At 62.4% G+C, this 13,580-nt stretch carries 11 protein-coding genes and 1 tRNA gene; 6 read left to right on the forward strand and 6 right to left on the reverse strand.

Going from position 1 to position 13,580, the window contains the following annotated elements:
- The first annotated feature begins 8 nt into the window (after positions 1–8).
- From ahcY to ACZ6WW_RS08265, 4 genes are all read left to right on the forward strand, one after another.
- Positions 9–1,442: an adenosylhomocysteinase gene (gene ahcY, locus ACZ6WW_RS08250; RefSeq protein WP_465273778.1), complete on the forward strand. Its 1,434-nt coding sequence runs from the start codon at positions 9–11 to the stop codon at positions 1,440–1,442.
- Positions 1,443–1,652: 210 nt separating this feature from the next.
- Positions 1,653–2,897: a M12 family metallo-peptidase gene (locus tag ACZ6WW_RS08255; RefSeq protein WP_465273779.1), complete on the forward strand. Its 1,245-nt coding sequence runs from the start codon at positions 1,653–1,655 to the stop codon at positions 2,895–2,897.
- Between the two features lie 216 nt (positions 2,898–3,113).
- A complete protein-coding gene (gene metF / locus ACZ6WW_RS08260) occupies positions 3,114–3,941 on the forward strand; it encodes a methylenetetrahydrofolate reductase [NAD(P)H] (RefSeq protein ID WP_465273780.1) in 828 nt (275 codons plus the stop codon).
- Positions 3,942–3,976: 35 nt separating this feature from the next.
- Positions 3,977–4,552 carry a DUF4124 domain-containing protein gene (locus tag ACZ6WW_RS08265; RefSeq protein WP_465273781.1) on the forward strand — a complete coding sequence of 192 codons (576 nt, stop codon included), beginning with the start codon at positions 3,977–3,979 and terminating at the stop codon, positions 4,550–4,552.
- A 110-nt stretch (positions 4,553–4,662) separates the two neighbouring features.
- Here ACZ6WW_RS08265 and ACZ6WW_RS08270 read toward each other — a convergent pair whose 3' ends face one another.
- The gene (locus ACZ6WW_RS08270; protein ID WP_465273782.1) at positions 4,663–5,898 is read right to left on the reverse strand and encodes a reprolysin-like metallopeptidase; all 1,236 of its coding nucleotides are present in this window, start codon (positions 5,896–5,898) and stop codon (positions 4,663–4,665) included.
- Positions 5,899–6,140: 242 nt separating this feature from the next.
- Between ACZ6WW_RS08270 and ACZ6WW_RS08275 the strand changes: the two genes are divergently transcribed.
- The gene (locus ACZ6WW_RS08275) at positions 6,141–7,058 is read left to right on the forward strand and encodes a branched-chain amino acid transaminase (RefSeq protein WP_465273783.1); all 918 of its coding nucleotides are present in this window, start codon (positions 6,141–6,143) and stop codon (positions 7,056–7,058) included.
- Between the two features lie 193 nt (positions 7,059–7,251).
- Here the strand turns inward: ACZ6WW_RS08275 and ACZ6WW_RS08280 are convergent, their stop codons facing one another.
- The 5 genes from ACZ6WW_RS08280 to ACZ6WW_RS08300 form a co-directional block, all read right to left on the reverse strand.
- A complete protein-coding gene (locus tag ACZ6WW_RS08280; RefSeq protein WP_465273784.1) occupies positions 7,252–8,535 on the reverse strand; it encodes a sensor histidine kinase in 1,284 nt (427 codons plus the stop codon).
- A complete protein-coding gene (locus ACZ6WW_RS08285) occupies positions 8,519–9,205 on the reverse strand; it encodes a response regulator transcription factor (protein WP_281850407.1) in 687 nt (228 codons plus the stop codon). The genes ACZ6WW_RS08280 and ACZ6WW_RS08285 overlap by 17 nt, the downstream gene beginning before the upstream one ends.
- Positions 9,206–9,493: 288 nt before the next feature.
- A complete protein-coding gene (gene rimK, locus ACZ6WW_RS08290; RefSeq protein ID WP_281850409.1) occupies positions 9,494–10,417 on the reverse strand; it encodes a 30S ribosomal protein S6--L-glutamate ligase in 924 nt (307 codons plus the stop codon).
- The gene (locus tag ACZ6WW_RS08295; RefSeq protein WP_465273785.1) at positions 10,414–10,869 is read right to left on the reverse strand and encodes an ATP-dependent zinc protease family protein; all 456 of its coding nucleotides are present in this window, start codon (positions 10,867–10,869) and stop codon (positions 10,414–10,416) included. Before ACZ6WW_RS08295 ends, rimK begins: the two co-directional genes overlap by 4 nt.
- Before the next feature lie 37 nt (positions 10,870–10,906).
- Positions 10,907–10,980 (reverse strand) — tRNA-Gly (locus ACZ6WW_RS08300).
- A 177-nt stretch (positions 10,981–11,157) separates the two neighbouring features.
- Between ACZ6WW_RS08300 and ACZ6WW_RS08305 the strand changes: the two genes are divergently transcribed.
- Positions 11,158–13,416 carry a DUF6600 domain-containing protein gene (locus tag ACZ6WW_RS08305; RefSeq protein WP_465273786.1) on the forward strand — a complete coding sequence of 753 codons (2,259 nt, stop codon included), beginning with the start codon at positions 11,158–11,160 and terminating at the stop codon, positions 13,414–13,416.
- Positions 13,417–13,580: the final 164 nt, after the last annotated feature.

Here is a 13,580-nt window from a genome sequence, read left to right on the forward strand (position 1 = left end):
AGCCATCGATGAACGCCGTTACCAAAGACAGCAACACCCAGGACTTCAAAGTCCGCGATATCTCTCTTGCCGACCTCGGCCGCCGCCGCATCCGCATGGCCGAAGAGGAAATGCCCGGCCTGATGCAGATCCGTGCCCGCTACGCCAAGGAGCAGCCGCTCAAGGGCGTGCGCCTGTCCGGCTCGCTGCACGTCACCAAGGAAACGGCCGTGCTGGCCGAAACCCTGCGCGCGCTGGGCGCCTCGGTGCGCTGGGCGTCGTGCAACATCTTCTCGACCCAGGACGACGTCGCTGCCGCGCTGGCAGCCGGCGACCTGCCGGTGTTCGCCTGGAAGGGCGAGTCGCTGGAAGAGTATTGGGATTGCACCCTGGACATGCTGACCCATCCCGGCCAGCTTGGTCCGCAGCTGATCGTGGACGACGGTGGCGATGCCACCTTGCTGATCCACAAGGGTGTCGAGCTCGAAGACGGCGACAACTGGGTCAATACGCCCAGCGGCAACCATGAGGAACAGGTGATCAAGGACCTGCTCAAGCGCGTGCACGCCGAGCGTCCGGGCTGGTTCAAGAAGATCGCCGCCGAATGGCGCGGCGTGTCGGAGGAAACCACCACCGGCGTGCATCGTCTCTACCAGATGATGGAAGCGGGCAAGCTGCTGGTGCCGGCGATCAACGTCAACGACTCGGTCACCAAGAGCAAGTTCGACAACCTGTACGGCTGCCGCGAATCGCTGGCCGACGGCATCAAGCGCGCCACCGACCTGATGGTCGCAGGCAAGGTTGCCGTCGTGTGTGGTTACGGCGATGTGGGCAAGGGTTGCGCGCATTCGCTGAAGGGCTTTGGCGCACGCGTGATCGTCACCGAGATCGACCCGATCAATGCCCTGCAGGCGGCGATGGAAGGTTTCCAGGTCACCACGATCGAAGAGACCCTCGGCACCGGCGACATCTACGTCACCACCACCGGCAACAAAGACATCATCACGCTCGAGCACATGGCGGCGATGAAGAACAACGCCCTGGTGTGCAACATCGGCCACTTCGACAACGAGATCCAGATGGACCGCCTGAATGGCGCCAAGGATGTCAGCCGCGAAACGATCAAGCCGCAGGTCGACCGTTACACCTTCACCAAGACGGGCAACAGCATCTACATGCTGGCCGAAGGCCGCCTGGTGAACCTCGGCTGCGCGCACGGTCATCCGAGCTTCGTGATGTCCAACAGCTTCTCCAACCAGACGCTGGCACAGATCGACCTGTGGAAGAACAAGGACGTCTACGAGAAGACTGTCTATCGTCTGCCCAAGAAGCTGGACGAAGAAGTCGCTCGCCTGCATCTGGAACAGATCGGCGTGAAGCTGACCAAGCTCACACCGGAGCAAGCCGCATACATCGGCGTGCCGGTGGAAGGCCCGTACAAGCCGGATCACTATCGCTATTGATTGCGAACAGGTAACAAAAAAAAGCGGCCTTCGGGCCGCTTTTTTTGTGTTGAATGCTGTCATTTCCCGCTGACGAAGCGAGAGCGTTCCATGGCGTCGATGCAGGACCGATGCGCACCTTAAAGCTCTACAAACTCCTTCGCCGGCTCACATGAGCCGAATGCACCATGGCGCTGCGGTCACACCGCGTCCATTCCAAGGAGGAACACCATGCAGCCACATCCACGCATCGCCACCGCGATATTGGCACTCGCGCTAAGCCCACTTTGCCAGGCCATGAGCACCGAGGCTCCGGAACTATTCAAGCCGATGCCATTGGCGACCTTTGCCTCCGCCAAGGACCAGACATTGCTTGCGATCCACGAGATTCCTGCCTTCCAGATGGTCAACCGGGTCACGGCCGATGCCGGCGCGCTGCAGGAAAGCACGGGCGAAATCATCTTGTCGCTGGCGCATGGAGTCCGAAGCGCGGTCGAGAAAACGCACGCGGAAACACTGATGGACGGTAGCATCGTGTGGCGTGGTCGATGGAACGACACCGCGTTCCATACCTTGGCTTTGGACGTTTCGCAGCAATGGAACGATGCGGCCAATGACGTCACTCTGGTCAATCGACGGGGGCGCATTACCGGCTCCATCCGTGCAAACGGACAACTTTATGCCGTGAGGCCTCTGGCTTCCGGTGGCCACGCCGTCATCGCAGTCTCGGAAGGCGATATGCCGGCCGAACTGCCGCCCATGGAGATCGATCGCAACGCCTTGCCGCTGTCCGGCCAGGCCGTCCAGCCCAACGCCGCTGCCGATATCAATGCTCGGGTCATGATCGTGTTCAGCGACAACGCCGACAAGGCCCTAGCCGACCCCGTCGGTTTGGCGCATCTGGCCGTCGCCGAAACCAACGACGGCTATGCGCGCAGCGGGATCGCGCACCGCCTGCAAATGGTCGACTACGTCTATGCTTCTGAGTACCGCGATTCAGGCAAGCTGGGCACTGACCTGGACCGCCTGCGCAACGGCAGAGACGGCAGTATCGACTGGATTCACTCTCGTCGGAACGAACAACGCGCCGATCTGGTCACGTTGATCACGGCCGGAGGCGATGCTTGCGGTGTGGGCTTCCTCAACTCCGACCCAGGCAGTGCATTCACTGTCGTCACCAAGGATTGCGCCACCGGCTACTACAGCTATGGCCACGAACTGGGCCACAACTATGGCGCCACCCACAATCCTGCCGCCGGGCGGAATGGCGACTATCCGCACGGGCACGGCTTTCAACATCTTCCGGCACGCTTGCGCACCGTCATGGCCTACGACTGCAACGGCGGCTGCAAACGAGTAAACATGTGGTCCGGCCCCAACAACCGCTGGAACGGCAATGTCATGGGCAATGCTCATGAAAGCGACAACACCCGGGTGTTGAATCAACGCGCGGCGACGGTCGCCGGTTTCCGATAACGCCCTCCAAACCTGTCGAGCTTTTGAGGAGCGGCCTAGGTCGCAACCGACGGGCGCGCATGTCGCGACCAAGTCGCTCCTACAAGGGGTTATAGCTCAAGGGGCCGGTGGGCACCGAAGACCCCCGTGAGCCCCCATCCCGGGCCCGGGCAAGACATCCTTTCATCTCAATGAAAAGATATGTACCCTAGGTCATCGGCCTCCAGGACCTCGCTCATGACGGCGATCAGCTTCGAATTCTTCCCGCCCAAAACCGACGAACAGCGCGATCAACTGCACACCGCGGCGCAAAAGCTCAAGAGCCGAACTCCGGAATATGTTTCCGTGACTTTCGGCGCGGGCGGCTCCACGTTGAGCTACACCGGCGAGACAGTACGCCAGCTGCGTGAACGGCACAGCCTGACTGTGGCGCCTCATCTGAGCTGCATGGGTGGATCGAAAGCCGAAATCGCCGAACTGCTCGACGTCTATCGCCAGCAAGGCTGCTGCCGTATTGTGGCGTTACGCGGCGACCTTCCCTCGGGCATGGCCACGCCGGGTGATTTTCGTTATGCCGCCGAGCTCGTACGCTTTATTCGCCAGCACAGCGGCGACCACTTTCATATCGAGGTGGCGGCCTATCCTGAAACCCATCCCCAGGCTGACGACGCCCTGGCCGATCTACGCAACTTCAAGGCCAAGGTGGATGCCGGTGCCAATGGCGCCATCACGCAGTACTTTTTCAACGTAGACGCCTATTTCCGTTTTGTCGATGACGTACAGCGGCTGGGCGTTGACGTGCCCATCGTGCCGGGCATCATGCCGATCTCCAATTTCACCCAGCTACGGCGCTTTTCAGAAGCTTGCGGCGCGGAAATTCCGCGCTGGATCGTCAAGCGCATGCAAGCACACGGCGATGACGCGGAATCCGTACGCGAACTAGGCGCCGATGTCGTCGCACAGCTATGCCAACGATTGATCGACGGCGGCGTGCCTGGCCTGCATTTCTATACGCTCAACCGGGCCAAGGCCACGCAATCGGTATTGGACCGCCTGAGCCTGTAGCGACGGCCGGGGCTTTCGTCACGGTGTGATACGCGGTGAGCGACTATCCTGCTCGAATGCCCAAGTCGCTCTACCTTCTTCTGTTGCTGCTGATCATCAGCGTCCCGTTGCATGCGCAGGACGTCATCCATCATTGCATCGGTAGTGACGGCCACCCCGTCTTTACCGATCAGCCGTGTGGCGCCTTGAATGCCATGCCAAGCGTCAGCGCGCCGACGCCAGCGGCAGCCAGCAGCAACGCCGGTAGCCTGCACAACCCTCCACCCGTGCTATGCGCAGCCACCCGGGAAGCGTTGCGCCAGAGCGTGACCGACGCCTTCGCCACTCGGGACCCGAACCGCCTGGCTGCGCTTATGCTTTGGAACGGTTACGGCAAGCAGTCTGTCGTCACGCAGATCCAGGACCTTGGCCAGTTGATGAAACGTCCTCTTATTGGCATCGACAACATCGACGAGGATGCGCCAGCCAGCACGGACAGCACTGCCAGCCCCTCCCCTCGTGACGACGATGACCTGGTCGTGCGAACGGCTTCGAACGACGGGAGCGGTGCCGCGCACGAAACCCATTTCGCGATAACACGCCGATCCGGCTGTCTGTGGCTGAAGCCGTGAGCCCTTGCAGCGACATGCTGTATCAACGCTATTGCCATTTCGTGGGCTGTAGAAAATAACAAGAAGGGGCGTATCCGGCACGCCCCTTTTGTCAGCCTGTTTCGCCGTACTTAGCGATAGCCGGCCATGACTTCCTTGCGTTGATTGACTACGCGGCGATTGTCCTCGGTGCGAGCGGTGCCGGTCACGGCACCCTCATAGGTCAACAACGGACTGGACCAGCGCAACAGTGGCGGACAGCGGCGCCCGAAATTGCAGGGATAGGCCATTACCGTGCCCCACGAACCCAAAGGATGACGATAGCCGTGCCCGTAGGTATATGGGCCTTGACCCTGAGCGCGCTCGTGGGCCGCCCCATAGTTGTGGCCAATCTCGTGGGTGAAGGTGTAATTGCCCGTGCATGAGGCCTGGGTAACCGAGAACGCCTCGTGCTCGCGCGCATTGATCCACGCAACGCCGCAGCTCCGGCTTGCTCCCACCGGATCGTGAATCAACAGTGTGACCAGGTCGGCTTTGTAGTTGTCACGCATCTGATGCACGAAATCGATCGAGCCATCTCGCGGATTGGTCAGGCGATCTAGATCGGTACCCTGGTTGCCCGACTCCGTATAGGAAATGGTAAACGGCTTGTCATTTGCCAGCCGAACGCCGCCATCGATGTCACTGTTGGTGAAACCCATGTTCATCTGCGCGATCAGCAAACGAGCAAGACCCAATGGGTCCCGATATTGGGCCGCGGCGCGCTGGGCAAACAGTACCAGGACATCCGCAGTGGCCCCGTCGGCTACCTGCGGCACCTCTGCGCCGTAATCGTTGGATGGTGCACTTTCCATAAGGCGCAGATCGTCTTCGTCATGCATGGGCAGCATCGACAGATCCTGCGTATAGAGCACATGCCCACCCGAATGCAGCGGACGGATTTCGTATACCTTGCCACCGTGCCGGATATCGCCGGTCAGCATGTCGCCGTTGCGCACCAGCAGGGCGTAGTCGTCGGTACTGGCAGGCGCGCCGGACCAGGAGGCGGCCGCATCCAATCGCCCCTGCCAGACGAGCGAACCATCAGCGAAACTCTGCGCCTTGGCCAGTTCGAAAGTAAGTACCATGCCCGGTTCCAGCGACAACGAAATCGCCTGAGTCTGGGCACCGAGCGCCGCCGTATTGGCATTGACCTGGTTCAGGACCGTATTGGCGGGGTTCTGGCTTATCCCGGCAAAGCTGATATCCGCGGATGTCGCGAGCATCATGGCCGGCTGCGGGGACAGCAGCGATGGCGTCGCCGCCACCGCAAGGCATGGCGCCCCCAGGAGCACCGAGAGCACACACGGCAGGATGAGTCGATTCATGAGATGTTCTCCTTCAAAATTGCGCCGCATCCGAGCGGCGACGCCCTTCCATGGACGCGAGAAGGAGCTTCGACTTTTCTGGGTGAGGAATATGCAGGAGCGCTTGCTTGCCAGGGGTAGGTCGCAGCCGAGGCCTGCCCCACGCCCCGAACTACCGGCTCTACCTCACGCTCTAACCGCCTCCTGAACATTTGCCGCTCCTGCACCGGTTATCATGTCGCGGTTTTTTTGGAGAATCCCTCATGGCGCAGCAGTACCCGGAATGGATCTGGCAGAACGGCTCGATCAAGCCGTGGCAGGAAGCCACTACCCACGTAATGGCGCACGCGCTGCATTACGGCTCCTCGGTATTTGAAGGCATCCGCAGCTATGCGACGCCCGATGGCGCGGCGATCTTCCGCCTGACCGACCATCTCAAGCGCCTGTACCAGTCGGCCAAGATCTACGACATGGCGCTGCCGTACACCCAGGACGAACTGGCCGCCGCCTGTCGCGAAGTGGTCCGCAAGAACAGCCTGAACGCCGCTTACCTGCGGCCGGTGGCCTACCGCGGCCTGGGTGGCTTCGGTCTTTCGGCAGAAACCCCGATCGACGTCGCCGTAGCGGCGTGGCCGATGGGCCCCTATCTCGGGCCGGAGGCCTTGGAATCGGGTATCGACGCCTGCGTGTCCAGCTGGCAGCGCTTTGCGCCCAACACCATTCCGGCCGGCGCCAAGGCCGGCGGCAATTACCTTTCCGGGCAGCTCATCGCCCGCGAAGCACGTCGCCTCGGCTTTGGTGAGGGCATCGCCCTGGCCTCGAGCGGCCTGTTGAGCGAAGGCGCGGGCGAGAACCTGTTTCTGGTATTCGATGGCGTGCTTCACACCACGCCGGCCAGCGCCTCGATTCTCGCTGGCATTACGCGAGACACCTTGAAGACGCTCGCCCGCGAAGATGGCATTGAAGTCGTCGAGCGCGATATCCCGCGCGAATACCTGTACTTGTGCGATGAATTGCTGATGTGCGGCACGGCGGCTGAAATCACCCCGATCCGCTCGGTCGATGGCAAGCAGATCGGCAGCGGCAAGGCCGGCCGCGTGACGCGCCGTTTGCAGGAGCTGTTCTTTGGTTTGTTCAGCGGCAAGACCAGCGACCAGTGGGGTTGGCTGGAGCCGCTTTAAGGTGAAGGATGGGCGGGTTCGCGATAACCCTCCCCCGACTCGTCATCCCGGCGAAGGCCGGGATCTACTCCTCAGTGCAGAGGCTTGCCACATGCTGCCTGACGAGCGAGAACTGAGGAGTGGATCCCGGCCTTCGCCGGGATGACGATGGAAACCGAGGTATTTTGGCCCCCTTCCTTCGCAATACGCGCTTCTAGCGAAACACGATGCTCGCGATCGCGCCATTCGCATCGCTACGCGGACGCATCGAGACATCCCAGCCATAGAGTTCGCACAAACGACGCACGATGGCCAGGCCAAGACCCGCGCCGCTGCCGCCAGCCCCTTCGCCACGCACGCCGCGCTGGAATAGACGTTCCGCGTCTTCGGGCTTGATGCCAGGACCGGTATCGATCACTTCGATCTTGTTGTCGCCCACTTCCACACGCACTGAACCTTCCAACGTGTACTTGATCGCATTGCCGATCAGGTTGGTCAACGCAACCGAAAGCACGGATGCCGGTGCATTCACACTGACCGCACCGCGCTCGATCAGGTCGATGGTCAGCGGCTTGTCGCGCATCTGCGGTCGCTGGCTTTCGATCACGTCCGAAGCGACCTTGGCCACTTCGGTGGTCTCACCACGCGTCGGTCCGCGACGCTCGGCTCGCGAAAGCAGCAACAGGGCTTCGATCAGCTCGGTCGCCTGACGCGACGCGCGCTCGATGCGCTTCAGGCGCTCGCGCAACTTGTCGGTGAGATCGGGCGAACCTTGCAGCAGCTCGGTGGTGCTGGCGATAACGGCCAACGGTGTACGCAATTCATGGCTGACGTCGGAATTGAACTCGCGATCGCGCTCGACCATCGCAGTAAGTCGATTAGCGTATTCATCCAGCGCCAGCGCTAGCTCACCCACTTCGTCGTCGGCAAAATGCGGCGCCAGCGGCTCGGCCTTGCCGTTCTTGCGAAAGTCGCGCAGACGGCGTGCAAGCTCGGTAACCGGCTTGAGCACTTTGCGTGAAAGCCATAAGCCCAGCGCAAGCGAGAGCAAGCCAAACAAAAAGACCGCACCGACCACACTGATGATCAGCTGCTGCTTGCCCAGCTCATCTCGAGAAACGTCGTACTGAATGAAGTTGATGACGCCGTCCTTGCGCCGCACCGCCAGCTTGTAATGGTGCAGGCGACCGTCAGGGCCCGGCTCATAGATGTCGTGCACGCCCGTATCGAGGGTTTGCCAGGACAATGGTGCCTTGTAGATCGTGCGATCGCTCCACGAATACGCCTTCACTATGTTGAAGGAAGGCGCACGATCCGGATGATCGACGACCTGCTGATTAAGGTGATCGACTTCCTCTTGCAGGCTTGTGGTGATCAGCTGATCTTCCACCCGCGTACGGATGTCCAGAGACGCCAAAGCAAACAACGCGCTGAGGCCGAAGCCAAACAGCGCGAAGCTCAATATGAGTCGAAAACGAAGCTTACGCCTGGACTGCATCCGGCTCGACCATCCGATACCCGATGCCGTGCCGCGTGTGGATCAGCGGCTTGTCGAACGGCTTGTCGATCGCAGCGCGCAATCCATGGATATGCACGCGCAACGAATCGCTGTCGGGAAGCTCTTCGCCCCAGACGCGCTGTTCCAGATCCTGGCGAGTAACCACCGAGGGGCTGGCTTCCATCAACGCCTGCAGCAGTTTCAGGCCGATCGGGTTGAGCTGGATCGACTTGCCTTCACGCGTGACGGTGAGGGTGTCGAGGTTGTAGGTCAGGTCGCCGACCTTGAGCACGCGACTTTGCGGCCCCTTGCCGCGACGCGCCAGTACTTCCAGGCGCGCGGACAACTCCTGCAGTGCGAACGGCTTGGTCATGTAGTCGTCGGCACCGGATTCGAAACCGGTCAGCTTCTGCTCCAGCGCATCGCGCGCGGTAAGCATCAGCACCGGGGTCTGCTTGTGCGCTTCGTGGCGCAGTTTGCGGGCCACGTCCAGGCCGTCCATGCCCGGCAGGGTCAGGTCGAGCACAATCACGTCAAAATCGTGCACCACGGCCAGATGCAGCCCGGTGACGCCATCACCGGCGAAATCCACCGTATGGCCGCGATCTTCGAGGTAGTCCCCGATATTGGTCGCGATATCGCTATTGTCTTCGATGATCAGTACGCGCATGCGTCACTCCGCTACGCAGCCGGGCAAGTCCCGGCCGATGGCAGCAAGCTTAACAAATCGGGGAACGGGGAACGGGGAATGGGGCATACGTGGCGCTACGACGTTCATACAGCCCCGCGCCACCCAAAGAAAAGGCCCAGATGCGTCGACATGAGAGCCGACTCACCTGGGCCCAAGCTACTGCCCCGATACCGTCATCTGCTGTCGCCGGACCAACACGATAGGAAGTGCCGAGCACGAGCAAATAAACAGTGGGTTCTTTATAGGCCCCGGTTGGTTACAAGGCGGTTAATTGGCACTAACCGGGCCGTTAACCGCCTTGGCTACCGGGCGCTTGGCCTGGGCATGCTGTTCCAGAAGCTGAATGATGTGCTGCGAGACGTTCACGCCGGTAGCCGCCTCGATGCCCTCCAGACCCGGCGAGGCATTCACCTCAAGGATCAGCGCGCCACGGTTCGAACGCAGCAGGTCGACGCCGGCGATTTCCAGCCCCAGCGCCGCGGCGGCCTTCACCGCGATGCGCTTCTCCTCGGCCGTCAGCACCGCAGCAACGGCCGTGCCGCCACGATGCAGGTTGGCGCGGAATTCGCCTGGGCTGGCGACGCGCTGCATGGCGGCGACCACCTTGCGACCGACGACGAAACAACGCAGATCGCAACCCTTGGCTTCGCCGATGAATTCCTGCACCAGGAAGTTGGCGTACAGACCACGGAAGGCCTCGATCACGCTTTGTGACGCGCTACGCTTTTCGGCCAGCACCACGCCGGTGCCCTGGCTGCCTTCATTGAGCTTGATCACATGCGGCGGCTCGCCCAGCATGGCCAGCACGTCGGCGGTGTCGTCGGGGTTGTCGCCGAATACAGTGACCGGCATGTCCAGACCTTGTGCGGACAGAATCTGCAGGCAGCGCAGCTTGTCGCGCGCACGCAGTACCGCGTCGGACGGGTTGGGCGTGTAGACGCCCATCATTTCCAACTGGCGCAGCACGGCAGTGCCGTAGAACGTGCTGGACGTGCCGATGCGCGGAATCACCGCATCGATATCGCGTAATGCCTTGCCCTTGTAACGAATCGCCACATCGCCCGGCGCGATGCGCACGTAGCAACGCAGCGGGTCGAGCACCCGCACGACATGGCCTCGCTCGCGCGCCACCTCGACCAGTCGCTGGGTCGAATAAAGCCGCGCATTGCGGGAGAGGATGGCAATTTTCATGAAGCCTCCACCACCGCCGGCACCGGCCGCGGTTGGGTATAGGAAAGCGCCGGATCGACAGCGAAGCGACCCAGCAGGGCGGTACGTCCAAGCAACATGGGGAAAAGCATATGGCGTCGATCGGTCAGATTGATGTCGACGCTGAAACGCTGACCCGCCAGCATGACCTCGCTGCGGATAAACCAACGCTCCGTATGCCTGCCCCCGGTGTCTTTGACACGACGACGGTCGTGCGCCCGCGCCTCGCAGGGCACGGCAATGCGCTGGCGTGGTCCCGTGCTCACGACAAAGCGCAGCCAGGTCTCGCCGTCGCGCTCGAAACTTTCCAGCGCGTCGACATGCAGCGAGCTGCTGCGCGCGCCGGTATCGAGTTTGACTTTGAGGGAGGCGATGCCGAGCTCCGGCAACGCAAGCCGCTCCCGCCAGCCGAGTGTGATTACGTCCGGTGTCATCGGTGCAGGTTCGGGGAAAGGTTGTTGAGCGTAGGTATGGAGCGGGTGAAGGGAATCGAACCCTCGTCAGTAGCTTGGGAAGCTACAGCTCTACCATTGAGCTACACCCGCTTGGGTCCGGCGATGGTAACCGGGCGAGCGGGACTTGGGAACGGGGGCCCAGAATGAACCGATGCCGACGCCCAATACCAAACGGCAGCTGCACGACCTGTGGCATGTCCATAATTGTCGCGTCATCGCCCGGTACCACCAAGCGTTTTCTTACGGGCGAACCGCACGGAGAACACAATGCCTGGGTTTCCTGCTCTATCCAACGCGCAACGAACTGACACCAAGCGGTGGCGGTTGCTACTGCTGACGCTGCTTTTTTCCTTGTGCGCAGCAGCGCATGCGCAGTCGGCGCCACCGCCTGACCCGGCCGACGTGGATGCCAGTGGCGCCGATGCCGGGGGAGACCCGCCTTCGCGTGTCGCCCGGCTGTCTTATCAAGCCGGCGACCTGGGTCTGCTGCCGGCCGGCGAAAAAGACTGGAGCGACGCCAGCGTCAACCGGCCTCTGACCACCGGCGACCGCTTGTCCAGCGGCCAGGGCGCGCGCGCCGAACTGGAGCTCGATGGCGGCGCGCTGCGCATCGCCCAGAACACCGACTTCGGTTTCCTCACGCTCAACGACCAGATGACCCAGGTCGAGTTGACCCAGGGCACGCTCAACGTGGCCGTGCGTCAGCTCGGCGAGGGCGAAAGCTATGAGATCGATACGCCCACCGTCGCCCTGGTGATCGACCAACCAGGCACCTACCGCGTCGATATCAGCGGCGACGGCAAGGCCACGCGCGTGACCGATTTCGACGGCAGTGCCGTGGTCTTTGGCCAGAACGGTGCGCAACGCGGCGTCGATGCGGGCAGCCGTTATGAATTCAACGATTCGGGCCTTACCGATGTCGCCGTCAGCCCGATCGGCGGTGGCGACGAGTTCGACAACTGGGCGAGCGAGCGCGACCAGCGCTATGCGCAGTCAACGACGACACGCCAATACGTGTCCGAAGAGGTCGTCGGTTCGCAGGATCTCGACCAGTACGGCGATTGGCAAAGCGACGCCGATTACGGTGAGGTCTGGTATCCGAGCCAGGTCGATGTGGGTTGGGCCCCCTATCGCAACGGACATTGGGCCTATGTCGGTCCCTGGGGCTGGACCTGGGTGGACGACCTGCCATGGGGCTTTGCGCCTTATCACTACGGTCGCTGGGTCTGCCTGCGCGGTCGTTGGGGCTGGCTGCCCGGCCCGATGGTGCGGCGCCCGGTGTACGCGCCTGCCCTGGTCGCCTTCGTCGGCGGCGGTCGGATCGGCATCGGTGGGCCGGTGGGCTGGTTCCCGCTGGGTCCGGGCGAGGTCTACAACCCGTGGTATCGCGCTAGCCGTGGCTATTACACCCGGGTGAACTTCACCAATATCCGCGAACGTGGCCTGGAGCGTGCGGCCATCATGGACCGCATCAACCATCACTACGACTACTTCAACCGCGGCCAGCCGTTCCCGAACCAGCGCTTCGTCAATCGCGATGCGCCGCGTGCATTCAGCTCGATGAGCGCGCAGAACTTCGTCGGTGCGCGCAACGTCCAGCACAACCTGTTGGCCGGTGACGCACACCAGTTCGCCAACGCACCGGTGCTCGCACGTGGCCTGGCGGTGCGGCCCACGGCGGCGAGTTTCGCACAGCCGCGCGCGGCGCAGGCTCGACCCTTGCCTTCAGGTGGGTTCTCTCGCCAGGTAGTCGCGCGCACGGCGCCATCGGCCAGCATGTTGCATCAAGGTCCGATAGCGCACGCGGCGGGCCCTGCCGGCGGTGCGACACGGCCGGCATTCAACAATGTGCGTGTGCTCAGCGGACACGGGCCGGGCAATCTTGCAGGACGCCCCGCTCCGGTCGCGGCGCAAGCCGCACCGCGCGGCGAATCCTTTGCCCAGCCGGCACGCGCGCCCGACACACAGCCCGGACAACGCCCGGATATGCGCAACGGCGAACTGCCCTCGTCCCGCTTCGCCCATCCGGAACCGGGCGCCGCGCAGGCCAACGGCCGTGCCGCCTGGCAAAACCGCATCGAGCGCAGCGAACCGCAGAACAACAACATGCCGCGGCCAGGCGCGAGCTTCATCACCAACGCCGAGGAAGACCGCGCACGCGCAGCGGCGCAGAATCCGGCCGCCCAACAGCGCACCCTGCCCAGCGCGCCGCAATTCAATCGCCCCTCTCCGGAGAGCCTCAACCGCCCGGCGCCGCAGGAACAGCAACGCTTCGAACGCGACGACAATCACCCGCGGCCGAATTTCGATGCGCAGCCTCGACAGGAGCCGCAACAACAGCAAGAGCGTAACTTTGCGCAACCGCAGCAGCGCCTCGAAATGCAACAGCGCGGCTTCCAGGCCCCACAGCAGCAGATGCAACAACAGCAGCGCTCGGAGCAACCGCAACGCGAACAGTCGCATGCTGCGCCGCAAGGCCACCCGGAGCCACGGAGTGCGCCGGAGCACCACGACGACCATCATTGACATAGCGAGTCCACAAAGCCGCGCCCCCAAAAGGGGCGCGGCTTTTTTTGTGCCCGCCACCCTCCACCCCGTCATTCCGGCGCAGGCCGGAACCCAGTGGCGTAAGGCGGCGTTCGTGGAGTTGCGCCAACACGCTTCTGGGCTTTCTCAAAAATCGTGAACTG

Source organism: Dyella sp. NPDC103356 (genome assembly GCF_055584465.1).

Bases quoted from the DNA above. Each gene is read 5' to 3' on its own strand.
- ACZ6WW_RS08280 (WP_465273784.1), bottom strand. From the start codon at position 8,535: ATGCAGTCCAGGCGTAAGCTTCGTTTTCGACTCATATTGAGCTTCGCG.
- ACZ6WW_RS08285 (WP_281850407.1), bottom strand. From the start codon at position 9,205: ATGCGCGTACTGATCATCGAAGACAATAGCGATATCGCGACCAATATC.
- metF (WP_465273780.1), top strand. From the start codon at position 3,114: ATGACGGCGATCAGCTTCGAATTCTTCCCGCCCAAAACCGACGAACAG.
- ACZ6WW_RS08270 (WP_465273782.1), bottom strand. From the start codon at position 5,898: ATGAATCGACTCATCCTGCCGTGTGTGCTCTCGGTGCTCCTGGGGGCG.
- ACZ6WW_RS08295 (WP_465273785.1), bottom strand. From the start codon at position 10,869: ATGACACCGGACGTAATCACACTCGGCTGGCGGGAGCGGCTTGCGTTG.
- ACZ6WW_RS08275 (WP_465273783.1), top strand. From the start codon at position 6,141: ATGGCGCAGCAGTACCCGGAATGGATCTGGCAGAACGGCTCGATCAAG.
- ACZ6WW_RS08255 (WP_465273779.1), top strand. From the start codon at position 1,653: ATGCAGCCACATCCACGCATCGCCACCGCGATATTGGCACTCGCGCTA.
- ACZ6WW_RS08305 (WP_465273786.1), top strand. From the start codon at position 11,158: ATGCCTGGGTTTCCTGCTCTATCCAACGCGCAACGAACTGACACCAAG.
- ahcY (WP_465273778.1), top strand. From the start codon at position 9: ATGAACGCCGTTACCAAAGACAGCAACACCCAGGACTTCAAAGTCCGC.
- rimK (WP_281850409.1), bottom strand. From the start codon at position 10,417: ATGAAAATTGCCATCCTCTCCCGCAATGCGCGGCTTTATTCGACCCAG.